Here is a 23,396-nt window from a genome sequence, read left to right on the forward strand (position 1 = left end):
ACCCGCCCGGTTTCTCGGACGGGTTTTCTAAGCGCAGAGGCGAAGCGAGGTTACTTCGGCGGTATGGTCAAGGTCGCACCGACGGGAAGCCGGCGTGGCTCGTAGCCCTTGTTGGCCTCGGAGATCACCTTCCACTTGGTGCCGTCGCCATAGGCCTGCTTGGCCAGGTCCCAATAGGTATCGCCGGCAACGATGACATGGCTGGCTTCGGCGGGAGCGGCCTCGGCCGGCTTTGCCGGCTCGGCCGGAGGCGGTGCTGGTGTCGCCGGCGCAGGGGCAGCCTCGGCTGGCTTGGCCGGTTCGGCGGGCGCAGGTGTCGCAGGCGCGGCTTCCGCCGGGACAGTTGGCGGCGTTGCCGCGATATCGCTTGAGCCAGCCGGCGGCGCAGGCAGTGCCGGCTCGGCGGGTGCCGCTTCAGCCGGTTCTGCAGCCGGAGCGGGCGCAGCCTCCGCGGGCTTGGCCGGTTCGGCCGGCTTGGCAGGTTCGGCGGCGGGAGCCGCGGCAACCGTCGCGGCGATCTCAGTGATGCGGCCGTCGAGCTTTGGGGTGTAGGGCTTGTGCGCGCCAAGATAGTCGGCAACCACCTGTTCGAGGCCCGGACCGAAGTCATAGGCGTTCTTGGCCTTCTCGGCGAAGATCTTGTAGCCGTCGCCGCCTTGGCGGACATAATTGTTGGTGGCGACCAGATAGTCCTTGTCCGGATTGATCGGCGTCCAGGCGCCACCTTCCATGACCTCGACCGACTTGACGCGGCCGGCATTGGGCGCGACCGACTTGTCGAACGAATATTTCAGGCCGGCGACCTGCGGGAAGCGCCCGGCACCGTCCTCGAGCTGGCTGAGGCCGCTCTCGAGGCCTGCAACGAGGTCCTTGCCGGAAATCTGGAAGGTGGCCAGCGTGTTCTGGAACGGCAGCACGGTCAGCACCTCGCCCATGGTGACGGTGCCTTGGTCGATCGAGGCGCGCAGGCCGCCGCCATTCGAGATGACGATCTCGACGCCCTGGCCCTTGACGCGGTCGAGGATCGCGTCGGAGACGAGATTGCCCATCTCGCATTCGCGGGCGCGGCAGTTTTCGCGGCTGCCATCGATCGCCTTGGTGGTCTCGGCGACCTCCTTGTTCTTCAATGCCTCGATCGGCGCGCCAAGCTCCTTGATGCGGGCAAGCACGGCGGGATCGGGCGTGATCGACTTGTCGAGGAAGATCGGGTCGCCGCTCGCCGATTTGACGACGCCATTGTCGTCGAACACGATCTTGAACTCGCCGAGATATTTCGAATAGGACGCCGCCTGGACGACCGGAACCTTATAGCCATCCGGATTGTCGACCATGGTCGGGTAGGGGCCTTCCGCTTTCGGGTCGGTGTTGGACAAAAGCGAATGGCTGTGGCCGCCGACGACCACGTCGATGCCCGGTATCTTGGCGATGACGTCGCGCTCGCGCTTGTAGCCGATATGGGTCACCGCGATGATCTTGTTGACGCCTTGCGCCTTCAGTTTCTCGACCTCGGCGGTGATCGACTTGACGTCGTCAGCGATGGTGATGTTGGGGCCGGGCGAGGCGAGGTCAGGCGTGTCGTTGGTGACGGCGCCGATGATGCCGATCTTCTGGCCGCCGACCTCAAGCACGATCGACGGCTTGATCTTGCCCGCCGCGCCAGACTTGTCGTTGGGCACAACATTGGCGCTGACGATCGGGAACTTCGCCTTGTCAAGGTAAGGCACCAGCGCGCTCTCGCCGTCGTCAAACTCGTGGTTGCCGAGCGTCACCGCGTCGGGCTTGATCTGATTGAGAAATTCCTCCTCCGCGGTGCCCTTGTAGGTGATGTAGAACAGCGATCCCTGGAAGCTGTCGCCTGCATTGAGCAGCAGCACGTTCTGGCCTTCGAGCTTCTTGCGCTCCTGGGCGATCGCGGTGACCAGCCGGCCGGCGCCGCCAATGCACTCGCCCTTGGTCTCCTCCTCGGCCGAGCAGGTCGACTCATATTTGTTGTTGCCTTCGATGCGGCTGTGCCAATCGTTGAAATGCAGGATGTTCAACGTGTAGTCGGCAAAGGATGCTCCGACCGACAGGCCGAGCGTGGATGCCGACAGGGCGGCAATGGCAGCAAACTTCTTCATCTTCGTCTCCCGGATGGCCTGACCAGACGCATGTAACGCTCTTGCTTGACTGGAGCATAACAGCCAGCTTTTCGGGCATGTTCACATCGCGTTTCTGTCGATGCAAGAAGAATCAGGCGAGCGGAATCGGGATCGGTTTGCCGACATAAAAAAGGCGACGGGCATCGTGCCGCCGCCTTTTGTTAACCCTTGCGGGATCGGCTCAGCCGCGCCTGGTCAGCACAAAGTTCTGCCCGGCGGCGCTGGTGCAGTTGAGCTGATTGATGGATACCAGCAGACAGTTGAAGGCTATCGTCTGCTGCCGGATCAACGAGGTGCCGTTGATCTCGACCGAGGTGGGCCCGGTCTTGGAATAGCTGCCATCGGCAAATTTCTCGCCGGTCTCGGCGGAAACCGTGGTGAAATTTCCGCCATTCAATGTCGACACCGCGTTGCCTTCGGCGTTCAGCCAGGAGCCTTCGACCCCCTTCGATGCAGAGGCGATTGGTGGCTCGTCAGGGCCGCCGGTCACGCAGGCGGCAAGCATCGTCGCCAAGGCGCCGGCCACGCTTATCGAAAGAACTTTGCGCGCAATCGTCATGTGAGAATCCTCTCCTCAGTCCGCATCCCTTCAATCGCCCGATTTCCGGGCGATTGCAAGGCAGTGAGGCATGCCTAGGGGAAACGCTATCGAACGAGGATGTTGCGGAATTGCCACGGGTCGTTTTTGTCGAGGTCTTCGGGAAACAGGCCGGGGCGGTTATCGAGCGGCGTCCAGTCGGTGTAGTAGCCCTTGACCGGTCCGAGATAGGGGCTCTGCACTTCGAGGCAGCGTCTGTAGTCCATCTCGTCGGCCTCGACGATGCCGGCCTGCGGATTTTCCAGCGCCCAGACCATGCCGGCGAGAACCGCCGAGGTGACCTGCATGCCGGTGGCGTTCTGATAGGGTGCCAGCTTGCGGGCGTCGGCCAGCGACAGCTGCGAGCCATACCAGTAGGCATTCTTGTTGTGGCCGTAGAGCAGCACGCCGAGCTCGTCGACACCGTCGACCAGTTCGTTTTCGTCGAGCACGTGATGCACGGGTTGCGCCTTGCCGGCGGCGCCGAACATCTCGTGCAGCGACAGCACGGCGTCATTGCACGGATGGTAGGCGTAATGGCAGGTCGGGCGGTAGTGAACCTTGCCCTTCTTGCCGCGCACGGTGAAGAAATCGGCGATCGAAATCGACTCATTGTGCGTCACCAGGAAACCGTATTGCGGGCCGGGCGTCGGGCACCAACTGCGTACGCGGGTGTTGGCGCCCGGCTGCTCCAGATAGATCGCCGCCTGCGAACCGTGCTTGTGCTTCTTGCCGTTCTTCGGCATCCATTTCTCATGCGTGCCCCAGCCGAGTTCGGCCGGCTGCAGCCCTTCCGAGATGAAGCCTTCGACCGACCAGGTGTTCCAGAACACGTCCATCGGCTTTGGCTTCTTGGTGCGCTGGGTGTCGCGCTCGGCGATGTGGATGCCCTTGACGCCGGCCTTCTTCATCAGCTTGGCCCAGCCTTCGCTATCCTGCTGCGCCGGTTCGGAAAACTCCAGCCCGAGATCGGTGGCGAGATTGACCAGTGCCTGCTTGACGAACCACGAGACCATGCCCGGATTGGCGCCGCAGGTGGAGATGGCGGTCGCGCCGCCCGGGTTTTCGCGCTTCTCCTCGATCATCGACTCGCGTAGCGCGTAGTTGGTGCGGCTTGCATTGTCGGCCTTGGCATCGAAATAGAAGCCGAGCCATGGCTCGACCACGGTGTCGATGTAAAGCACGCCGAGCTTGCGGCAGAGTCGCATCAGATCCACCGAACCGGTGTCGACCGACAGGTTGACGCAAAAGCCCTGGCCGCCGCCATTGGTCAAAAGCGGGGTCAAAAGCTTCTTGTAGTTCTTCCGGGTCACCGAATCCTGCATGAAGGTGATGCCGCGCTCGTCGAGCAATTTGCGGTCGGTGTCGCGCGGGTCGACGACCGTCATGCGCGACTTGTCGAACTTGAAATGGCGCTCGATCAGCGGCAGCGTTCCCCGTCCGATCGAGCCGAAGCCGATCATCACGACAGGGCCGGTGATCTCACCGTAAACGGGCCAATTTTCAGTCGCCATCTATCGAACACTCCTCAAAAGAACGCTTCACACCGGCCGCCTGGCCGCGGCGCGACAAACCATAGATCATTGTCACAATAAAGGAAAAAGCGGGAAATGGCCGGCTTTGCCGGGCGCCATCGGGCCTATAGGCCGAGCAATTTTGCGAATTCCGGCTTGAAAAGATCACGGGCCTCGGAGACCGGCAGGTCCAGCACACCGTCGCCGCAGGCCTGGATGGCATACGGCAGGCCCTGGAGCCCGAAGAGCAGGACCTCCTTGTCGCCGTCGCGCCAGAGGCTTGCCGCGAGATATTCGGTGATTAGATCGTCGGTGCCGCATTCGGTTTCGAAATCGATTTGGGTCTGATCGGTCGGCTTCTTGCGCCGTTGCGCGATGAAGGCGATGAGCGAGGGACCGGGCTTGCCGTCGACCGTATCGGAAAACATATCCTGAAGGCCGAGCAACACGCCGCGGTGCACGTCCATCACGTAGGTATCCGAATAGATGGTCGGGTGCGCACCGCCGCAAAACAGGGTCCCGGACTCCCGCCAGCTCATCAGTTGCGGCGTCAGCGAGCTGACCTCTGACGTCGAGTCCTCATAGCCGCCGAGCGAACCGTCATCCATGCTGTCGATCGGGCTGTCCTCGTGAAAGCCGGCGTAGCGCAACGCCGCACAGCTCAACGCGCCGAGGCTGGCATGCCGGTGCCGATTCTCAAGCAAGGCATTCGCCGCCTCGACCGGCGCGCCGCCCGACAGTTTGACGATGCGCGGCACGGTGAATCTGGTGCGGGGATCGACGACATAGCTATAGGCCGCATCCGGCCAGCCGTTTGTTTCGCCGGTTTGTGGGTCGCCGGTCTTTGGGTCGTCAGTCCTGAGGGCAAAATCCAGCCGTAGATAATCGTAGGGCGACGCTTCCATGGTGATCGGCGCATCGTTGAAGAATATGCTGTCAGTGAAACTATAGAGATCGAGCGGGCTCGAGGCCGGCGGCTCGGTCTGCTCACGCTCTGCAATCCGGGTCAGCTTCAACGGCCGCGTCTTCTTCCCGTTCCAGGTGCCCTCCAGTGTCTTGCCCTTGTCGGCGGAGACGAGGCGCCAGATCGCGGCCACTGGCGCGGCCCGGCCTTCTCCGCATTTCTCGGGGCCGCACGCTTCCTCCTCCGCCAATTCGAACCGGCGCCCCTTCAGCGGCCTGGCCTGCAGCGGGATGTCGACACCTTTCGAGCGGTAGAAATAGCGGCCAGCGAGCGGTCCGTCCGGCGCCGACGGATCGCTGGTGAATTCGACGACGATGTCGGTCTGTCCGATCTTGCCGGCATAGGTTACCGGCTCAGCCAGCGCCGCCGTCACCAGGCCGAACAGCACGCAGGCAAGCGCGACCGGCTTGCTAGGATGATGGATCATTGTTCCCCCGAGCCATGATATCAAGGCTTTGCGCCAGTCTGTCACGGTCTGCGGTCAGCCCCTTATAGTCAAGCTGCGCCTGGTCCAGCGCCTGGAGCTGGGCGGCAAAGGACGCCGCCAGCGTGGCCCTGTCGGGATGCCGCGCCAGCACCTTGAGCGGGTCGAGATGGATGCGGATGGTGAACAGGATGTCGTGCGAAACAGGCAGCTTGCGCAGCGTCTGCCGCTCGACGCGGATGAAGGCATGAGCGTTGATATCGCCATCGGGAAACCGGGTCGGACGGTTACTGGCGCGATCGATCCGCTCGACGTTGGACAGCGGGTGATAGAGCGCGTCGTCGGCCTGTATAGACCAGTTGTAGCGCTCGACCGCCTGGCCCTGTAGGCCGTCGAACATGCGGTTGATGAGGTCGGCCGAACGCGTGCCCGGCCCGAAACCCGGCACCGGCGCGTGGATCTGCTGCAGCGGCCTGCCGAATTTTTCGGTCAGCGACCATGACGAGGGAAAGCACAGCGAGCCGGCGGCCAGTCGCCAACCGCTGTCGTCGCGCCGCATCAGGATCAGGTCTTCCTGGACAAGCAAGGAGGCCGCGACAAGTGGAGCGTCGCTGAAACTGGCGGTGGTGCTGCCGGCTAGATTGTCTGCCGCGTCGATCACTTCGATCCCCGCCGCTGTGCGCCCGTAGGTCTCGGGAAATTTCGCCGTGAGATGCGGGCCGAGCATTTCGAGCACTTCGCGCTGGGCGTCGCGCGTGCCTGCCTCCTCGACAAAAACCTTGTCCGGCATTGTCGCATAAAGCCGGCGTTTCTCGGCGAGATAAGGTTTGAGGTGTTCATCGACCTCGATCCATCTATCGGGGTCGAGCGGCTTCAGCCCGATGGTGAAGAGCTTCGAGGAGCCGTCATAGGGCGTGTGGGTGGGCTGGCGGACGCTCATGCCTCTTTGTAGGCGTCCAATGCGGCGGCGGTCATTTTTGCCGTGAATTCGGTGACATCGTAGTCAGCGGCGCCTGCCTTGGCGAAAGGATCGGCGGCCAGCCTGGCGTCGAGTACGTCACGAGGGCCGCGTGCGATGATGATGCCGCCGGTTCGTGGTTTCTTCGGTCCGGAAGCGACAAAGACGCCTTCGGCATAGCAGGCCTTCAGCCACTCGACATGCGCGGGCGCCAAGCGGTCGATCTCGGTCAGCGGCACCTTGTAGTTCAGCGAAACCACGAACATTCTTTTCTCCCGATGGCTTCGGTCAGCCTAGCCGTGCGGGGATCAAACCGCGCAAGGAATTGCCGACAAAAAGCGCCTTGGCCGACTTCAGATCATCCAAGGTGTAGATCGCTTCCCGGGCTCGGCCTTCATCCAGCAACGCGCCGCGCAATACGCCAGGCAGCAGGCCGCAATCGAGCCGGGGCGTCGCCAGCACGCCATCGCCGAAATCGGCGAAGACATTTGATATCGTGCCCTCGCAGATTTCGCCGCGCTCATTGGCCAGAAGCACTTCGTCGGCCTGGCTGATCAGGTATTCGGCACGCGCCCGCTGATAGGTATGCCGCCGGCTGGTCTTGTGGCGCAGCAGCGTGTCGTTCGAGTCCAGCCGCACCCGCGCCAGCTGCAGCCGCCAGACCTTGTTGGCGGCGAGTGGTTCAAAAGGCTGGGCAGCAGCCGTCGCCTTGCCGTTGCGCGAGAGAACGAGCCGAGTACGCAGGGCGATGCCTTGTCGGCCGACCGTATCCATCAACACCTCGCCGACCTTCTGCGGATCGCAGGCGAAGCCGAGTTCAGCTGCCGACCCATAGAGGCGTGCAAGGTGGCGGTCGAAACGGAGGAAGCCTGTTCCAGGCTCCCAGCGCATGGTTTCGATCAGTTCGAAGTCGGCGGCGTTCCCGTCGCGAAGCGCGCTTTCAGCAGACACTCCTGGTACTCCTCCTCGGCCGTCGAATCGAAGACGACGCCGCCGCCGACATTGTAGACGGCTTCGCCGCTGGAGAAGAGCGAGATGGTGCGGATCGCCACCGAAAAGCGCATCATGCCCTCAGGCGCGATCCAGCCGATGGCGCCGCAATAGACATCGCGCGGCACGCCTTCCAGCTCGTGCAGGATTTCCATGGCGCGGATTTTCGGCGCGCCGGTGATCGAGCCGCAGGGAAACAGCGCCGCAAAGATCTGGCGGATGGTGAGATCCGGCAGAAGCTTTGCCCGCACGCGGCTGACCATTTGGTGGACGGTCGGATAGCTTTCGATGCGAAACAGCTCCGGCACCTCCAGCGTGCCGACCTCGCTGATCAGCGAGATGTCGTTGCGCAAGAGGTCGACGATCATCCGGTTCTCGGCCTGGTTCTTCTCGTCGTTGCGCAAAAACGCTTTCAGCCGCGCGTCTTCCGCCTTGGTCGCGCCGCGCGGTGCGGTGCCCTTCATCGGATGGGTTTCGATGTTGCCCTCAGTGCCGATCTCGAAGAACAGCTCCGGTGAGCGCGACAGAACGATCGGGTCGCCGAGCGCGACCAGCGCGCCATATTTCACCGGCTGGCGTTCGGTCAGCGCGTCGAAGGCGGCGAGCGGATCACCCGACCACTGCGCATGGATCGGAAAGGTCAGATTGCCCTGATAGCAGTCGCCCTTGCGGATGTGGTCGTGCAGCCGCGCAAAGCGTTCCGCGTAGTCCTTTGAAGACCAGTCGGCTTTGGCGTCGAAGATCGGACCGTTGGTGGCCGGCGCGCCACGAAGCGGCAGCGCCTGTTCGACCGGAGCATCGAAGACACCCAGACAAACGAGTGGAGCGCGTCGACCTGCCGGCAGCAGCGGAACAAGTTTTGGCTCGAGCAGATAGCCGGCCTCGTAGGAGAAATAGCCAGCCAGCCATTTGCCGGCATCGGTTGCTGCCTGCGCAGCCTGCAACGCCGGCAGGAAATCCTCAGCCGTGTTTGCGACGATGATTTCAGCCGGACGGTCGAAAACGAGCTGACGGCCGCTTTCATCATTGCGGAAAATTGCAGAGGGCAGGGACATGAGGCTCGGATGCTGCAGTCGATGGCGCCAGTGATGGCTCTATATGGGGGGGTGACCGCGCGCAATCGAGGGAACGGCGTCTGAAGACGCAAAGGTGGTTACGGCCAAAAGACAAAGGCGGCGTCCGGGGACGCCGCCTTGTTCCAAATGAAGTCTTGTTGCCGGGCTCAGGTGTTGTTGGCGGTTCCGGCGGTCGGGAACTGCTTGGCGAATTCCGTCTCGTCGCCGGCGGCCAGAAGCTTCGCCTGCTCGATCCAGTGCTCACGCGCGATGCGGCCGTCGAAGTTCAAAACGTCCTCGATCCGCTTGACGTCGTCGGCGGTCCAGCCGGCGATCTGGGCGTAGGTTGTGACGCCAAGGTCCTTGAGCAGTTTCTCGTTGACCGGGCCGATGCCGATCAGGCGGCGCAGATTGTCGGCCTTGCCGGCGGCCGGCGCAGCTGTCTTTGCCGCTGGCGCGGCCTTCGGTGCGGCATTTGCCTTTGGCGCAGCCGCCTTCGTGGTGGCGGCCTTTGGCGCGGCTGCCGTCTTGGCTGCGGCTGGTTTTGTGGCCGCAGGCTTGGCAGCCGCCGGCTTTGCTGGCGCGGGCTTGGCCGCCGCAGGTTTGGCTGCTGCCGGTTTGGCCGGTGCGGACTTGGCCGCCGCCGGCGTTGACATCAGGGCTGCCGGCGCCTGGCCAGCTGCCTTTGCCGGGCCGGGCTTGGCGGGTGCCGCTTGCGTTTCGCGCAGCCGGCGCTCGAGATCGGCGCGGGTCTTGCCGCATGCATTCAGCTCGCCGGTCAGGCGGTCGGAATCGGCACGCAATCTGTCACGCTCGCTGCGCGTGCGGTCCATGTCGCCGCGCAGGCTGTCAAGCTCGCCGCGCAGACGCCCCCAGAGAAACCAGCCAACCAACACGCCTACAAGGAACGCCAGGAGGATGTAGATAAAAGTGCCCATTGTCTCTCTCCGGTCAGATCCGCCCGCCGTGGCCTAAAAGTCATGACCTTGGCGAAGGATCAATCAATGGTGGTTCGGCGGTTCGCAGAACAGCCGGCTTCTTGATCGACTGTCGGGGATCGGCTTCCCGCCCATGGCCAACGGTCGTTGTCGCATTCGCCGAGCCGCCACGACCGGCCGAAATCTTGCCGGCCGGAGCCGCGAGCCCGGCTGAGCTTCAAGCGCGACGCTACCATACAGCCTACGGAAAGCTAACGGAAAATTTCCACGCAGAGTTGTTCAAGAACAAATATTTAGAGCAAGAATAGAGCGTCTCAACATGCATTCCCGGTAAACTGTTCTGGTCGACCCGCCAGCTGACGCCATGCCGGTGCGGGTCAGTTGTCCAGCGCTTCCAGTTCGTCGATCAGTCCGCCGATCACGCCAAGTCCGATCTGCCAGAAGGCGGGGTCGGTGGCGTCGAGGCCGAAGGGCGCCAGAAGCTCCGAATGGTGCTTGGTGCCGCCGGCGCGCAGCATCTCGAAATACTTGTCCTGAAAACCGCGTTCGGCATTCTGGTAGACGGCATAGAGCGAGTTCACCAGGCAATCGCCGAAGGCATAGGCATAGACGTAGAAGGGCGAGTGGATGAAGTGCGGGATGTAGGTCCAGAAGACCTCGTAGCCCTCGCGCAATTTGATCGCCGGCCCGAGGCTCTCCGCCTGCACTTCCAGCCAGAACTGGCCGAGCTTGTCGGAGGTCAGTTCGCCGTTCTTGCGCTCGGCATGCACCTTGCGCTCGAACTCGTAGAAGGCGATCTGGCGCACGACCGTGTTGATCATGTCCTCGACCTTCTGCGCGAGCATGGCCTTGCGCTCGCGCTTGTCGGTGGTCTGGTCGAGCAGCGAGCGGAAGGTCAGCATCTCGCCGAAGACGGATGCCGTCTCGGCCAGCGTCAGCGGCGTCGAGGCCATCAGCGCGCCCTGGCCGCCGGCCAGCACCTGGTGCACGCCGTGGCCGAGTTCGTGCGCCAGCGTCATCACATCGCGCGGCTTGCCCATATAGTTGAGCAGCACATAGGGATGCGCCGACGGCACCGTCGGATGTGCAAACGCGCCCGGCGACTTGCCCGGCCTGACCGGTGCGTCGATCCAGTTGCGGTCGAAGAAGACCCTGGCGATTTCCGCCATGTCGGGTGAAAAGCGCTGGTAGGCGGACAGCACCGTGTTCTTCGCCTCGTCCCAGCCAATCACCGCCTGCGGCGTCTCCGGCAATGGCGCGTTGCGGTCCCAATGGTTCATCACGTCCATGCCGAGCCAGCGCGCCTTCATCGCGTAATAGCGATGCGACAGGCGCGGATAGGCGTCGCGAACGGCGGAAGCCAGTGCATCGACCACGCTGCGCTCGACGCGGTTGGCGAGATGGCGTGAATCGGCGATGTCCTCGAAGCCGCGCCAACGGTCTGAAATCTCCTTGTCCTTGGCCAGCGTGTTGGTGATCAGCGTGAAGGTGCGTAAATTCTTGCGGAAGGTTGCGGCCAGCGCCTCGGAAGCCCGGCGGCGCACCTCACTGTCGGCGTCCTGCAGGCGGGTCAGCGCCGGCTCGAGCGCCAGTTCCTCGCCGTCGATGTCGAAGCGCAGATCGGTCATCGTCTCGTCGAACAGCCGGTTCCAGGCACCGCGCCCGGTAATCGACTTTTCGTGGAAAAGCTGCTCGACGCGATCCTCGAGCTGGTAGGGCTTGTCCATACGCAGATCGAGCACCCAAGGCCGGTAGTGGGCGAAGCCCGGGTCGGAGGCAAGAGCGTCCTCGATCGCGGCATCGTCGATCAGGTTCAGTTCGAGCGCGAAAAACAGGAGATGCGCGCTGGCGTCGGTCATCTTCTCCTGGATGTCGCCATAGAGCTTGGCGCGCTGCGGGTCAGCCGTGTTGCCGGCATAGACCAGACCGGCATAGGAGACGATGCGGCCGATCAGTTCCTCGAGCGCCTCATAGGCGGCAAGCGCCTCGCCCAACTTACCGGCGCCGCCACGTCCAGCCTCGGCGGCCAGCGTGCCTTTCCAGCGATTTTCGAAGGCGGTGGCATCGGCGGCCGCCTTGGCGATGTCGCGCTTGAGCTCGGGCGCTTCCATGCCGGGATAGAGATCGGCGAGGTTCCACTCCGGCAGGTCGCCAAGCTCCGCCGCGCCCTGACCGGACGCCGCCGCTGCAAGCTGCCCACCTGGAACCATGCGCATCAACAATAACCTTCCGGAATCAAGGGGAAAGGACAAGCCGGTCAAATCCTAAGGAATTCATTCACCGGGTTTTTTGAAACCTTATTTAGAACCCTGTGCCAAGATGATCCATAGGGCGGATACAATCGGGCGGGTAATTCAGAGCAGTCATGACAGGTTCCATACTCATAGTCGATGACGATCCCGTGCAGCGCCGCCTGCTCGAGGCGGCAGTGACGCGGTTCGGCCACACCGCGATCGTTGCCGATGGCGGTGAGGCCGGGCTCGCGGTCCTCGACGGGCCAAACGCAGGCGATGTGTCGGCGATCATCCTCGATCTTGTCATGCCGGGCCTCGACGGCATCGGCGTGCTGAAGGCCATGCGCGAGCGTGGCATCCATATCCCGGTCATCGTGCAGACCGCCCAGGGTGGCATCGAAACCGTCGTTTCGGCGATGCGCCACGGTGCTTTCGATTTTGTCGTCAAACCGGCTTCTCCCGACAGGCTGCAGACGTCGATCGGCAACGCGCTCAAGGTCGAGGCGGTCGAGGACGAGGTCAAGCGCACGTCGCGACGGCGCGGCGGCCATCTGACCTTCAAGGACATGATCACGCACAGCCCGGCGATGGACCGGGTGATCCGTCTCGGCCAGAAGGCGGCGGCCTCCAACATCCCGATCCTGATCGAGGGTGAGTCGGGCGTCGGCAAGGAACTGGTGGCGCGTGCCATCCAGGGCAGCGGCGACCGCCGCTCAAGACCCTTCGTCACCGTCAATTGCGGCGCCATCCCCGACAATCTGGTCGAATCGATCCTGTTCGGCCACGAAAAAGGGTCGTTCACCGGCGCCACCGAAAAACACACCGGCAAGTTCGTCGAAGCGCATTCGGGCACGCTGTTCCTCGACGAGATCGGCGACCTGCCGCTCGACGTGCAGGTCAAGCTTCTGCGCGCCGTCCAGGATGGCGAGGTCGATCCGGTCGGCGGTCGTTCGACCGTCAGGGTCGACATCAGGCTGATCTCGGCAACGCACCGCAACCTTTTGCAACAGGTCAAGGACGGCAAGTTCCGCGAGGACCTGTTCTACCGGCTGAATGTGTATCCGATCTTCGTGCCGCCGCTGCGCGACCGTCGCGACGATATTCCCTATCTGGTCGCGCACTTCATGGAGAAGGTTGCGCCCGTCGATTCGCGCCATCGGCTGCTCGGCATTTCGGATGCAGCACTTGCCATGCTGCAGGCCTATGATTGGCCGGGAAACATCCGGCAGCTGGAAAACGCCGTGTTCAGGGCCTCGGTGCTCGCCGAAGGCGACGTGCTGACCACGGAGGAGTTTCCGCAGATCCGGGCGCAGGTGGACGGCACCGTCAATCTCGACGCGTATGCCGTATTGCCCCAACCCGGCTCGATCCCGGGCAACGAGCCGCAAGACGATGGCGGCGGTGCCGTTGCGACCGAGCTCGATCCTCCGGCCAGGCTGCAGCCGCGTTTCGGCACGCTGCGGGCGCTGGACGAGCGCGGCAATGTGCGCGCGCTGGCCGATGTCGAACTCGAGATGATCAAGCTGGCGATCGACCACTATAGCGGCCAGATGAGCGAGGTCGCCCGCCGCCTCGGCATTGGCCGCTCGACGCTCTACCGGAAGCTCAAGGAATACGGTATCGACCCGGAAACCGGCCGCGTCGACCGGCTAGCATCCTGACGGCGCAAGGCCAGGACCAGTTTCCCCAATCATAATGCGGCCCTGATTCAGGCGTCAAAGCCGGAATGTGGCAGGGCTGGGACGACGTATGCGTGCTGCTGTTCACGCATTAAGGCTAACGGTAACAGATCGTGTTGCGGCAAAAGGCTGAAACCTGATCTAAACCAGCAGTTTACCAAGAAACCCTGTGCAATATTTTTGACGGGATATCGCCACGGTGTTACCGCATTTCGGCTTCAATAAGCGATGATTAACCATTAGGATCGATATTCGGATGTGAAAACGACGCATCCGTTTGGGCAAATCCGGGGACAAACGGCAGCCTGCAGGGCCTTTTGATTTGAACAGAGTCGAACGACACACAAACGGGCGGCACTATCACATGAGCGTCTGGCCGAGATGGCTGGCAGCGGTGATTCTTGCTGTTTGTTTCCTTTCCGCGGCTGCAACCGGCGCCAGCGCGGAAACACGTTCGCTCAAGCTGTATCATCTCCACACGCACGAAAAGGCCGAGATCGTTTACAAGCGCAATGGCCGCTATGTCCCCGAGGGGCTCCGGAAGATCAACATCATCCTGCGCGACTGGCGCCGCAACGAGCCGACCAAGATGGATCCGCGTTTGCTGGACCTGGTCTGGGAAGCCTACCGGGAAAGCGGTGCCACCGACTACATCCAGGTCGTCTGCGGCTATCGTTCGCCGGCCACGAACTCGATGCTGCGCAGCCGCAGCCGGGGCGTTGCCGAGAAAAGCCAGCATATGCTGGGCAGGGCCATGGACTTCTACATTCCCGGCGTGCCGCTGAAGAAGCTGCGTAACATCGGTCTCAAGATGCAAGGTGGCGGCGTCGGCTATTATCCGACCTCCGGCTCGCCCTTCGTCCACATGGATGTCGGCAATGTGCGCCACTGGCCCGGCATCAGCCGCCAGGAACTGGTGAGTGTATTCCCCAACGGCAAGACGCTGCATGTGCCAAGCGACGGCAAGCCGCTGCCGGGCTATGCGCAGGCGCTCGCCTCCTACAAGGCGCGCAAGGGTTCTGGCGCCCCGGCCATCGAACTGGCAAGTGCTGGCGGCAGCACCAAGAAGTCCGGTGGCTTCCTTGCTGCTTTCTTTGGCGGCGGCGACGACGAGGCCGATGACAGCGCCGATGTCGAGACGGCTTCGGCCGCCCCCACTCCCAAGTTGAAGAGCGTGAAGCCGACCGCCAAGAGCAGCAACCTTCCCGGCATAACCATTGTGGCGCCGCAGGATGCGCAGCGTGCCGAGATTCCGCAGCTTGCCGATGACGCTGCCGATTCGGAGCCGCAGCAGGACACGCCGGCGACGATCATCGCGGCGCTGCCGGCCAAAGAGATTCCGTTGCCTGATTTCGCACCGCGTCCGAAGGCTGATGTCGGCGCGCAGACACCTGAAAATGTTCCGTTCGGCACCGCCGATGCCACCGCCACCACCGAGCAGACGGTGGCGACGGCGCAAGCGCCGACGAGCGTTCCTTTCGGCATGGCGGATCCCTCCACAATCGCCGACCCGGCGCAGGTCGCGGTCAACAACATTCCGTTGCCGACCTGGCGTCCCGACCGTTCGCTGCCGGCCGATCTCGCACCGCAGGACAAGGACGTGCTGTTGGCGCTGGCGGATACGGCATCACACAACCAGACCGCTACCGACGCCTTCTCGGTGCTGCCGTCGCAGCGTCCGGATGAGGTCAAGGCTGTTCTCGAGCAGGCCGGCGTCACCGATGGCTATCAGGTCGCCTCGCTTCAGCCGCGCTCGGCGTTCAACGACCCGTCCGGTGTCGATGCCGCTTCGCCGCGCGATGCCATCGCCGCCCGCCCGGCCGGTTCCGATCCGGCTGCAGCAATCGGCGCCGGTGTGAAGACCACGCGCAAGGAAGCCAGGGCCACCGCCCGCGACCTGAAGCCGGGACCGAAAGCGGTGGTGGTTGCCGCCGCGCCGCAGGCGGCGCGCTGGGCGCTGCACAGCGGCGAGTATGTCGCCACCGTTTCAGACTCCACGACGGCGCCGCGCTTTGCCTACAACCTGGTGCGTACGGCGCCGAGCGAGGTCTACACGGCCGGCTTCCAGCAGGACAACCAGATGGCCGACGCCAACCGGTTCACCGGCAACGCAATCAAGTTCCTTTCTGTCGCCCGCTTCCAGACCAAGTAACGTCTGGCCGAATGCCACCAAAGCCGCGCCGGGCAACCCGCGCGGTTTTTTGTTTTAAGGAAATTCTACTGGTCGGTCTTTTCCACACGGCGCTGGCCTTCATCGCGCTGGGATGCTAACCACCAAGCCACCTTTCTCCCGCTTCGTCTAATGGTAGGACAGCGCCCTTTGAAGGCGTGAATCGTGGTTCGAGCCCATGAGCGGGAACCAATAAATTCAATGGCTTAATAACTCTCTTTCAAATTTCGTCGAGTATCGATCGAATAAACGCCCACGAATTTGGGTGAACGCAACCGTTGCGTTCGCAGGAACTCCTGCGACTATCCGCAATGTCCATGCGACATGAACGCGACAGGGGAGGGGTAGCGTGTGGGGAAATTGGTCGACGGCGACGATGGGTTGCTGGTCGAAGACGTTGGGGCGTGGTCGAAGGACAAGATAGCCCTTCTTTGCAAATATGTCTCGATTTCGCGCGGCGTAAGGGCCAAATGGATCGGCCCTGGGAAAGCTGGCGCTACCTACATCGACCTGTTTTGTGGGCCTGGTCGCGCCAAGATCCGCCGCACCGGTGAATTCATCGAGGGAGGTTGCGTCGCGGCTTGGAATGAAAGTGTCCGGTCGAAGGCGCCTTTCAGTTCCGTTTTCATCGCTGATTCCGACGCCGCCCGGCTTGATCTGGCAATGGAGCGGTTGACGCGGCTTAAGGCGCCAGTCGAAGCTTTCCACGGGGAAGCGGTGGATACCGCTAAAGCAATCCGGGCAAAGCTTGACCCCTATGGTCTGCACTTTGCTTTCGTCGATCCTTACAACCTCGCCGCGTTTGATTTCTCAGTGATCGAGACACTGTCGAAGCGGAAACGCATCGATATGATGGTCCATATCAGCAAGATGGATCTGCAGCGGAATACCGGCCTGAATGTTCGAGCGCAGAAATCGGCTTTCGACAAATTCGTCCCCGGCTGGCGGTCATCGGTCGATGTCAACCAGCCATTCACGACTGTTAGGCGTGCTGTCTTTGATCTGTGGAAAATCAAAGTGGTCAAGCTCGGCATGGCTGCATCGACTGACATGCAACTGATCACAGGAAGTCGCGGCCAGCACCTCTATTGGTTGACACTGGCCGCCCGGCACGAACTTGCTCTTGCCTTCTGGAAAGCCGCCACCGACAACGGCCAGGGCCAGTTATTTTAGATCGCCGCCGGCATCTCATCGTAGGTGCGGCCATTCAGCGTCCGACCTGTCGCCTTCTTGTTCCGGCCGCCCCATTGCTTGAAGAAGAATGCCGTCCCGCTGCGCCGGCACATCGTCTCAATCTCATCGACCCAACGTGGATCCATATCACGGGCGCCCGGCCCTGATTCACCACCAATGATCGCCCAATGGATATTCGACAAATCGGCGCCGGCGACAGAGCCGATCAGCGGCTCGAGCGAGACAAAGCGGATTGCCGCCGGCACGCGGCGCAGGTCGTCGAGCCTATCGAGCACGCGGCTATCCTCGACGCTGGTCCCAAGCCAGACATTTGGCAAGATCGGGAAGTCGCCGTGTGTCAGGACATCGGCCATAACCTCCGGCCGCTTGGTCAGGATCTGGTAGGTATGCCGTGGCGTTTCTTCCATGACGGTCCAGACCTGGCGGATGAAGCCAGCTGGCACGTCGACATGAAAGAGGTCAGACATCGAGTTGACGAAAACCCTGCGCGGCTTTGACCAGGTCGCCGGGATCGCAAGCGATTTAGGATCGGTCACAACCTTGCCGGTCCACTTCGCGCGGCCGCCAGTCTTGCGCGTCAGCCCCTGGTATTTCTCCATGCCCATGGCTTCAAGGCGGGCAGCCATGCGCATCGCATAGCAATTTGTACAGCCGGCGGTCAGAATCGTGCACCCCGCGACAGGGTTCCACGTTGCGTCAGTCCACTCGATTGAAGTCTCTGCCATGCTTATTATGATAGCACAAATCTTTGAAATATGGTCAAGAATCAATAGCATAGGCACACGAAAAGGAGGACAAGCCCGCCACCGTGAGGCAGCGGGCTTCAAGTGTCCTAAGGGCAATTGATCAGGCTTTGGCGCCCTCATGGGTTTCGAGGGCGTCATGCAACGGCGCGTGCATCTCAACCGCCAGCGCCATCAACCGGCCTATGGATGCGGTTGCGCCGTAGATGTCCGGGCTAGGGGAGCCGGCTTGCTTGTGCATGACCGTTGGGCGATGCTTTCCGCCGCGGTGATGCATAAGTGGGAATCCGGAACATGGCCGATGATATCTACTTGCAGACCTACCGGAAGGGCGGTGGCCGGAAGGGCGGTTTGAAGGCCGTCAACGACCTGCTCTATCAACTCCCATCAGCCGCAGATCGGGTTCGCGTCATGGATCATCTTGCCGACACCGGGCTGTGGGAGATCAAGTGGCACCATACAGCCGAGGAAGGCGTCAAGCACAGGGACGATGGCTTTGTGAAAGCCTACCTGGGCGACGAGGCGGAATAGGCCTCAACGCCTTTGATCGCCCAATGCTTGGTTGAGGGTGCAATGACCGATCAGATCTACCAGCTCACACTGCAAACTCTCGGTTGGGTGATCCTATATGGCGGGAGCATCGCCGCAGCCGCCTATGGGATTTTCCGTTTATTCGGTGAGACTTGGCTTAAATCGAAATTCGATCGGCAACTCGAGGCACTGAAGAGCGGCCAAGAGCAGGAATTGGAACGGCTGCGCTTTCGTATCAACACTCTGTTTGATCGTGCGACCAAGCTCCACCAGAGCGAATTTGAAGTTCTGCCTGAGATGTGGAACCGTCTGGTCATGGCTCACAACGCCATTGGGGTATTTACCAACGAGTTCCAGCAGTACCCCGATTTGGGTCGCATGAGTCACGTAGAACTCGACGAGTATTTAGAAGGTACAGTGCTGAAGCCATCCGAAAAGGATGCAATTCGCCAATCCCAACAAAGGACGAATGAGTACATCAAAAGGATTTTTGGCCATCGCTACACGGACAGCAACAATGCGCTGCGCGAATACGCGATCTACTTGGCTACGAAGGGGATCTTCCTGAAACCGTCTATGCGCGGGAAATTCAAGGAACTCGAGAAAATCCTAGGCCTTACCCTGACCGAGCATGTTTTCAACGAGAGGGAAGAGATAAGACCTCGCGAACGCACTGCTCGAAATGCATTCCTCGACCGTGGCGAGCCTCTTATGAAAGAAATCGAGGCAGACGTAGAATCGAGATTGTGGTCGCTCGAAGAGAGCGCTTGAGTGGCACAAAATCTCGTCTCGCTCTATATCGCCGCAATCACCGCCACGATGCTCGCTAGCGCGGTCTGGCGTTACAGGCAGCGCGATATGGTGGGCATGGCCGCTTGCCTCCTGATGGCCGGGCTCGGCGTCATGGTGCTTATGCTGCCAGCGAGCAATCCGTGACGGCTGCAACACGGCGCGCCAAGCACCCGCCGCTCCATTCACGGCAGCGGCGGGTTTCGCCCCTAGGGTTTATCGGGACTTGCCGGAGCATTCGAAAATTCCCCTGCCGCAAAGGATGCTATCAGCATTGCCTTAATGTTCGGTGTCCGGGGCAAATAGGCGGCGCGAGGTCGAACCCAACTTGAGAACATCTCCGGCGGGGTCGTCAGAACATACCGTTTCGCACGTCGGCTTCCAATCGCGGTTAGCGGACCATCGTCCAAAAGGCTGTGTTCCGACAACTCTAGCGAGTGCGCTACACTCACTACTCGGCGCCGTTTCCCTCAAAGCGCCGCCGGTTAAGGCTCGGCGCCCCTCTGGTTTGTTTAGTGTCAAAGGAGGGCGCCGGGCCGCAGAATTTGCTTATGGGAGGGAATGAGCATGCAAGAGCTTTTGCAGTATCTGGCGATAGCATCCGGCTTTATCGCGGCTGGACTTGGCATTCGCGCAGCCAACGTGATCGTGCGCGATACGATTGAAGATTTCATCGTGGACATCGGAAACCAGAGCAGGTGGGCGAGCTATGCTGCCTTCGCGGCCGGCGCTTCTGTCTTCCTGCAAGCTGTCGACCGTTTGGCGCAATAGCGCCGCTTACCGCGACATGATCGGCATGTTCGCGTGCTTGCTGATGGCCGGCATGGGCGCCTATATTTTGTTGCTTTAGCGACCTCTTGATATGCCGAGATCGTTGGCCCTATAAATCCGCAACTGTCCCCACTCATGAGGGGAGTGCGTTGGACAGATATGGCGTTGAAGCAGCTCAAGCTTTCTGGCCCTCCTAGGTAGGAAAGCTATGCCCCATAGATTGATCGATCCTGCAACTTGGTTTGCGGAGCCAGGTTCTGCCGGCGTGCCTTTCCCCACATTCGCAGAGGCTATTACCCACGCACTGGCCATTCCTCGCGCCGACCGGCCTAAGCTCGCTAGGATCGTCACCAAACCCGGTTCGATCTACGGCTGGGAGGCGATAGAGGAAATGGCCAAGCTGATGTTGCGCTAGGGCTTCCGCTTTAAAATGTGGGCCTCACGCACAAGCGACGCCCAATTGTGCGGACCCAGAAGGGCGACCAGATCACGGGCTTGATCCTCCGTAATTCCGGTATCTTCGATCAGACGGCGCACAACGTCAGGGTGTGGCTTATCTTGCTCAACCATGGGTTTCCCTTGGTCGACCGAACGTTCGCACCAGGAGATTGGTTCCGCCAGCGCCTACGCAGCCGTAGGTGGCCGCACCGGCCCTGTCCCGTTCCAGCGGATGAACGGCGCATCCTTTCCAGTGATATCCCGAACCGTCTTCAACAGCGCCTCATGCGTGTTTTGCAGCGCTCGGAAATGATCGCTAGAGGGCGATAGCAGCGGCTGCACGATGCTCTTGTGCAGCCGTTCCGCCTCCGCAAGGAAGCGCTCGATTTCAGCCTGCGAAAGCTGCTTGGAAAGTTTGGTCCTGGCCATGGTAGCGAACTCCGTTTGAGGGTCGCCGCAACGGGAAGGATTATATTCCTGAAATTGGCACCGATGCCAAGGGGTAACGCAGCCGCCGGACTAAAGCTGCCAGGGCGTTTTCTGTTTCAACCACTCCGACCAGAAGGCTTTCGCCAATCCCAGCAGGTCTTCCCGCGTCCGGCCGATATCGCGGATCAGGTGGTCGTCATGCTTAGCGAGAATGTCAATATAGACCTCCGGGTCGTCCTGGGACGTCGACCGGTTCGTCTCGTCAGCGGGGCGAGACGGAGGTTGGACATTCAAGAGGGGTGCCACTGCACTGGTCATTGTAGCCGCCACAAGATCGATGGGCGGAAGATAACAAGCCGGTTTGACATTCGAGAAGTGAATTGTGATTATTGCAGCTATCAGCAACCGTGATACCCAAGGCAGGCAATGCTCCACCCGCTGGACCCCGAGTTGCTGCGCACCTTCCTCGCCGTCGCCGACACCGGTACCCTCACCAGGGCAGCGGAGACCGTGCATCGAACGCAGTCCGCAGTCAGCATGCAGATCAAGCGGCTTGAGGAGGAGATCGGCACGCCGCTCTTCGTGCGTGGTCCGCGTGGCGTCGCGCTGACGCTGAAAGGCGATCAGTTGCTTTCGAATGCCCGGCGCATCGTCTCGCTCATCGATGAGACGACCGCATCTATGGGCGCACCGCCGCTCATCGGCCGGGTTCGCCTCGGGATTCCGGAGGAGTATGGTGTTTCCGTGTTGTCCCCCGCGCTTGCAGCGTTCGCGAAGGTCCATCCCGAGGTGGAGGTCTCGTTACGTTACGGCAGATCCAAGCAAAACAAGCAGGCCTTGGCGGCTGACGAGCTCGACCTGGCGGTCGTCTTCGAGTGGCACGAGTTCACTGACTGCGAGGTTCTGATGACCGATCCCACAGTCTGGATCACGTCCGATGCTCATGCCCTGCACGAACAAAGACCTATCCCGATTGCTATCTCCGACGACCCGGAATGTTCCGATTTCGCCATTCGGCTGCTCGACGTCCGGGGCCTGCCTTACCGGGTGGCGGTTCGGTGCTCCACCATCGGAAACCTCGGGGTCGTCGTCCAGTCCGGGCTGGCAATCGCGCCGTTCTCGCGCAGCAATATTCCCATCGGCTGCCGGGAACTCACTCTCGCGGACGGCTTCGGCGATACCGATGCCGCAAGGGTGGTGATGCACCAAAACATGCGTTCGGGTGGAGAGGCCGTCGAGTCCATGGCGCGGGCAATTCGCAATGCGTTTGCGCGGTCGGCGATTGCCTAACCGAATCGGACTGCGCCGCGCAGAGCCTGAAGGTCCGAAAATGGCGCCCATTGCTCGTTCGGGTGGACAAAAACAAACAGCCGCTTTCCACCGATATTCTTGAAAAAGTCCGACGCACTGCAAAGTCGCCACCGATAGTAGAACCCCGTTCCACCCCGGCGCATTGCATGTGTCGGGGACTGGCTCGTCGCCAACGCCTATTTGCCGGTGCCCTATACCCTCGACGAGGAAAGCACTGTGGTCATGGGGAATGGCGATCTCCGTTGAAGGGGCCGCCGCAACGGGGAGGATTATATTCCTGATATTGAGGGCACGGGCAAGCGGCGTAATGCGGCTACACCAAAACAGTTGACTGGCGTGGGTCTCGGCCCATGTATGTTCGGCCGGCGTGCTAACAGCCGGTGAGGTCCGGCGGCCGGAGGCGGTCCCTCCCCAAAGGCTGCCGGACCCAGCCTTAACTAGACCCAGCCTTGCAGACCTACTATCGGCCAAGAGGTTGCCTTGAAAGCGTGATCAGCTCCGATTCATCAACCACACCGGCCATGTAGTTGGCGATGATCCGAGAGGCCAGTCTCCCCTGAGCATCCGCCGACTGGTCCGGGAGTCTAAGCTGGTCGAAAACCCGCCCCAGCAAGGCCAATTCGGCAGGATCAAAAATCCCCGCATCAACAGCTTTTCGTCTGATGGGCATCTAATCCTCCTCCCTGAAATCTTGCAGCGAGGCATGACGAAGGCCTTCCTCGCCGCGCAGATGCTTTACAGTGGCGACAAGCCCCGGCTTGACCCATTGAGTGGCTGGCCGCTTCATGCCCTTCGGCGGCGTGCCTGCGTGCTGCTGTACGCGCTTCCAGAGCCGTTCGCGCATCTCCCGGTTTAAGGTGATGAAAGCCGAGCCGACATAGCGCCCCGTGCCGCGCTCTGCCATCAGAGCGAAGGCGGGTTTGCCGGCCTCGCGCTCGACGCCGAGCAGATCGTATTCCTCGATCGCGTAGCACTTAGCTTTCAGCCAGCTGGTCGACGGGCCGCTGCGATATTTGCTGTCCTTCCGCTTTGACACCATGCCTTCCAAGCCGGCCTGGTCCACGAGGTGGAAGATCGCTTTCGCCTCGCCTGGCAGCGCCTGGCTGAACTGAATTCGAATGTCCGGCGGGATCATCCCCTCAAGTATCTCGCGGCGATCCTCTAAGGGCATATCGCGCAGATCGTGGCCGTTGAGGTGCAGGAGATCGAAAGCGACGAAATACAGGTCGTGTTGCCGCCGGGTGATCGCTTTACGCAACTCGCCGAAGTCCGATAGGCCCTTGTCATTGAGAACAATGATCTCGCCGTCGATGATGGCATTTTCGACGCCGAGCGCCGCGCCGGCCGCGGCGAGGTCGCGATATTTGGACGTCCAGTCGAGGCCGCGTCTCGTGAATATCCGAGTTCCCTGATCGCCGATAATCATCTGCGATCGGTAGCCGTCGAATTTGACCTCGTGCGACCAGCCGTCGCCCTCCGGAGGCTTCTCCACAAGGGTCGGCATCAACGGCTCGACAAACTTCAAACTCATGAACCACCCGCAACA

Annotated in this window: 24 protein-coding genes and 1 tRNA gene; 10 read left to right on the plus strand and 15 right to left on the minus strand. The window is 61.6% G+C overall.

Annotated features, from left to right (window positions below; genetic code table 11):
- Nucleotides 1-50 precede the first annotated feature (50 nt).
- The 10 genes from AC1DXN_RS03560 to AC1DXN_RS03605 all read right to left on the minus strand — a co-directional run bounded on the left by AC1DXN_RS03560 (nucleotide 51) and on the right by AC1DXN_RS03605 (nucleotide 11,777).
- The gene (locus AC1DXN_RS03560; protein ID WP_477273211.1) at nucleotides 51-2,120 is read right to left on the minus strand and encodes a 5'-nucleotidase C-terminal domain-containing protein; all 2,070 of its coding nucleotides are present in this window, start codon (nucleotides 2,118-2,120) and stop codon (nucleotides 51-53) included.
- Nucleotides 2,121-2,322: 202 nt separating this feature from the next.
- Nucleotides 2,323-2,700 (minus strand): outer membrane lipoprotein Omp10, encoded by a 378-nt coding sequence (gene omp10 / locus AC1DXN_RS03565; protein ID WP_477273209.1) that lies wholly within the window; start codon nucleotides 2,698-2,700, stop codon nucleotides 2,323-2,325.
- Between the two features lie 86 nt (nucleotides 2,701-2,786).
- Nucleotides 2,787-4,232, minus strand: a complete 1,446-nt coding sequence (locus tag AC1DXN_RS03570; protein ID WP_477273207.1) for a homospermidine synthase — start codon at nucleotides 4,230-4,232, stop codon at nucleotides 2,787-2,789.
- A 125-nt stretch (nucleotides 4,233-4,357) separates the two neighbouring features.
- Nucleotides 4,358-5,623 carry a hypothetical protein gene (locus tag AC1DXN_RS03575; RefSeq protein ID WP_477273205.1) on the minus strand — a complete coding sequence of 422 codons (1,266 nt, stop codon included), beginning with the start codon at nucleotides 5,621-5,623 and terminating at the stop codon, nucleotides 4,358-4,360.
- A complete protein-coding gene (locus AC1DXN_RS03580; RefSeq protein WP_477273203.1) occupies nucleotides 5,607-6,560 on the minus strand; it encodes a heme-dependent oxidative N-demethylase family protein in 954 nt (317 codons plus the stop codon). Before AC1DXN_RS03580 ends, AC1DXN_RS03575 begins: the two co-directional genes overlap by 17 nt.
- Complete coding sequence (locus AC1DXN_RS03585; protein ID WP_477273201.1) at nucleotides 6,557-6,844, minus strand: YciI family protein; 288 nt, start codon at nucleotides 6,842-6,844, stop codon at nucleotides 6,557-6,559. Before AC1DXN_RS03585 ends, AC1DXN_RS03580 begins: the two co-directional genes overlap by 4 nt.
- A 22-nt stretch (nucleotides 6,845-6,866) precedes the next feature.
- Nucleotides 6,867-7,529 (minus strand): aminotransferase class IV family protein, encoded by a 663-nt coding sequence (locus tag AC1DXN_RS03590; protein WP_477248421.1) that lies wholly within the window; start codon nucleotides 7,527-7,529, stop codon nucleotides 6,867-6,869.
- Nucleotides 7,478-8,623 (minus strand): aminodeoxychorismate synthase component I, encoded by a 1,146-nt coding sequence (locus AC1DXN_RS03595; RefSeq protein WP_477248419.1) that lies wholly within the window; start codon nucleotides 8,621-8,623, stop codon nucleotides 7,478-7,480. The genes AC1DXN_RS03590 and AC1DXN_RS03595 overlap by 52 nt, the downstream gene beginning before the upstream one ends.
- Nucleotides 8,624-8,790: 167 nt before the next feature.
- Entirely contained in the window at nucleotides 8,791-9,561 is a 771-nt protein-coding gene (locus AC1DXN_RS03600; RefSeq protein WP_477273199.1) for a proton-conducting membrane transporter, read from the minus strand.
- 377 nt (nucleotides 9,562-9,938) lie between these two features.
- Nucleotides 9,939-11,777, minus strand: coding sequence for a M3 family oligoendopeptidase (locus AC1DXN_RS03605; protein ID WP_477273198.1), 1,839 nt, complete (start codon nucleotides 11,775-11,777; stop codon nucleotides 9,939-9,941).
- 149 nt (nucleotides 11,778-11,926) lie between these two features.
- On the opposite strand from AC1DXN_RS03605, the gene AC1DXN_RS03610 reads away from it, so the two are divergent.
- The 4 genes from AC1DXN_RS03610 to AC1DXN_RS03625 all read left to right on the plus strand — a co-directional run bounded on the left by AC1DXN_RS03610 (nucleotide 11,927) and on the right by AC1DXN_RS03625 (nucleotide 16,817).
- Nucleotides 11,927-13,456, plus strand: a complete 1,530-nt coding sequence (locus AC1DXN_RS03610) for a sigma-54-dependent transcriptional regulator (protein ID WP_477273196.1) — start codon at nucleotides 11,927-11,929, stop codon at nucleotides 13,454-13,456.
- A 382-nt stretch (nucleotides 13,457-13,838) separates the two neighbouring features.
- The gene (mepK, locus tag AC1DXN_RS03615; RefSeq protein WP_477273194.1) at nucleotides 13,839-15,626 is read left to right on the plus strand and encodes a peptidoglycan L,D-endopeptidase MepK; all 1,788 of its coding nucleotides are present in this window, start codon (nucleotides 13,839-13,841) and stop codon (nucleotides 15,624-15,626) included.
- Nucleotides 15,627-15,762: 136 nt separating this feature from the next.
- Nucleotides 15,763-15,836: transfer RNA gene (locus AC1DXN_RS03620), tRNA-Gln, on the plus strand.
- 159 nt (nucleotides 15,837-15,995) lie between these two features.
- The gene (locus AC1DXN_RS03625) at nucleotides 15,996-16,817 is read left to right on the plus strand and encodes a three-Cys-motif partner protein TcmP (protein ID WP_477273192.1); all 822 of its coding nucleotides are present in this window, start codon (nucleotides 15,996-15,998) and stop codon (nucleotides 16,815-16,817) included.
- Here the strand turns inward: AC1DXN_RS03625 and AC1DXN_RS03630 are convergent.
- The gene (locus AC1DXN_RS03630; RefSeq protein ID WP_477273405.1) at nucleotides 16,814-17,563 is read right to left on the minus strand and encodes a DUF5131 family protein; all 750 of its coding nucleotides are present in this window, start codon (nucleotides 17,561-17,563) and stop codon (nucleotides 16,814-16,816) included. The two genes, AC1DXN_RS03625 and AC1DXN_RS03630, sit on opposite strands and share 4 nt — an antisense overlap.
- Nucleotides 17,564-17,875: 312 nt before the next feature.
- Between AC1DXN_RS03630 and AC1DXN_RS03635 the strand changes: the two genes are divergently transcribed.
- The 5 genes from AC1DXN_RS03635 (at nucleotide 17,876) to AC1DXN_RS03655 (ending at nucleotide 20,087) form a co-directional block, all read left to right on the plus strand.
- Complete coding sequence (locus AC1DXN_RS03635; RefSeq protein WP_477273190.1) at nucleotides 17,876-18,112, plus strand: hypothetical protein; 237 nt, start codon at nucleotides 17,876-17,878, stop codon at nucleotides 18,110-18,112.
- 42 nt (nucleotides 18,113-18,154) lie between these two features.
- The gene (locus tag AC1DXN_RS03640) at nucleotides 18,155-18,883 is read left to right on the plus strand and encodes a hypothetical protein (RefSeq protein ID WP_477273188.1); all 729 of its coding nucleotides are present in this window, start codon (nucleotides 18,155-18,157) and stop codon (nucleotides 18,881-18,883) included.
- Nucleotides 18,884-19,048 (plus strand): hypothetical protein, encoded by a 165-nt coding sequence (locus AC1DXN_RS03645; protein WP_477273186.1) that lies wholly within the window; start codon nucleotides 18,884-18,886, stop codon nucleotides 19,046-19,048.
- 420 nt (nucleotides 19,049-19,468) lie between these two features.
- Nucleotides 19,469-19,672: a hypothetical protein gene (locus tag AC1DXN_RS03650; protein ID WP_477273184.1), complete on the plus strand. Its 204-nt coding sequence runs from the start codon at nucleotides 19,469-19,471 to the stop codon at nucleotides 19,670-19,672.
- Between the two features lie 265 nt (nucleotides 19,673-19,937).
- Entirely contained in the window at nucleotides 19,938-20,087 is a 150-nt protein-coding gene (locus AC1DXN_RS03655) for a hypothetical protein (RefSeq protein WP_477273182.1), read from the plus strand.
- Between the two features lie 209 nt (nucleotides 20,088-20,296).
- Here AC1DXN_RS03655 and AC1DXN_RS03660 read toward each other — a convergent pair whose 3' ends face one another.
- On the minus strand, nucleotides 20,297-20,539 hold the full coding sequence (locus tag AC1DXN_RS03660) for a hypothetical protein (protein WP_477273180.1): 243 nt from the start codon (nucleotides 20,537-20,539) through the stop codon (nucleotides 20,297-20,299).
- Nucleotides 20,540-20,629: 90 nt separating this feature from the next.
- A complete protein-coding gene (locus AC1DXN_RS03665) occupies nucleotides 20,630-20,857 on the minus strand; it encodes a hypothetical protein (RefSeq protein WP_477273178.1) in 228 nt (75 codons plus the stop codon).
- 108 nt (nucleotides 20,858-20,965) lie between these two features.
- On the opposite strand from AC1DXN_RS03665, the gene AC1DXN_RS03670 reads away from it, so the two are divergent.
- Nucleotides 20,966-21,829 (plus strand): LysR family transcriptional regulator, encoded by an 864-nt coding sequence (locus AC1DXN_RS03670; protein WP_477273176.1) that lies wholly within the window; start codon nucleotides 20,966-20,968, stop codon nucleotides 21,827-21,829.
- Between the two features lie 481 nt (nucleotides 21,830-22,310).
- Here the strand turns inward: AC1DXN_RS03670 and AC1DXN_RS03675 are convergent, their stop codons facing one another.
- Together AC1DXN_RS03675 and AC1DXN_RS03680 are read right to left on the minus strand one after the other, a co-directional pair.
- On the minus strand, nucleotides 22,311-22,520 hold the full coding sequence (locus AC1DXN_RS03675; protein ID WP_477273174.1) for a hypothetical protein: 210 nt from the start codon (nucleotides 22,518-22,520) through the stop codon (nucleotides 22,311-22,313).
- Nucleotides 22,521-23,381 carry an ATP-dependent DNA ligase gene (locus tag AC1DXN_RS03680; RefSeq protein WP_477273172.1) on the minus strand — a complete coding sequence of 287 codons (861 nt, stop codon included), beginning with the start codon at nucleotides 23,379-23,381 and terminating at the stop codon, nucleotides 22,521-22,523.
- Nucleotides 23,382-23,396 lie beyond the last annotated feature (15 nt).

This window comes from Mesorhizobium sp. P2_H9 (assembly GCF_056403215.1).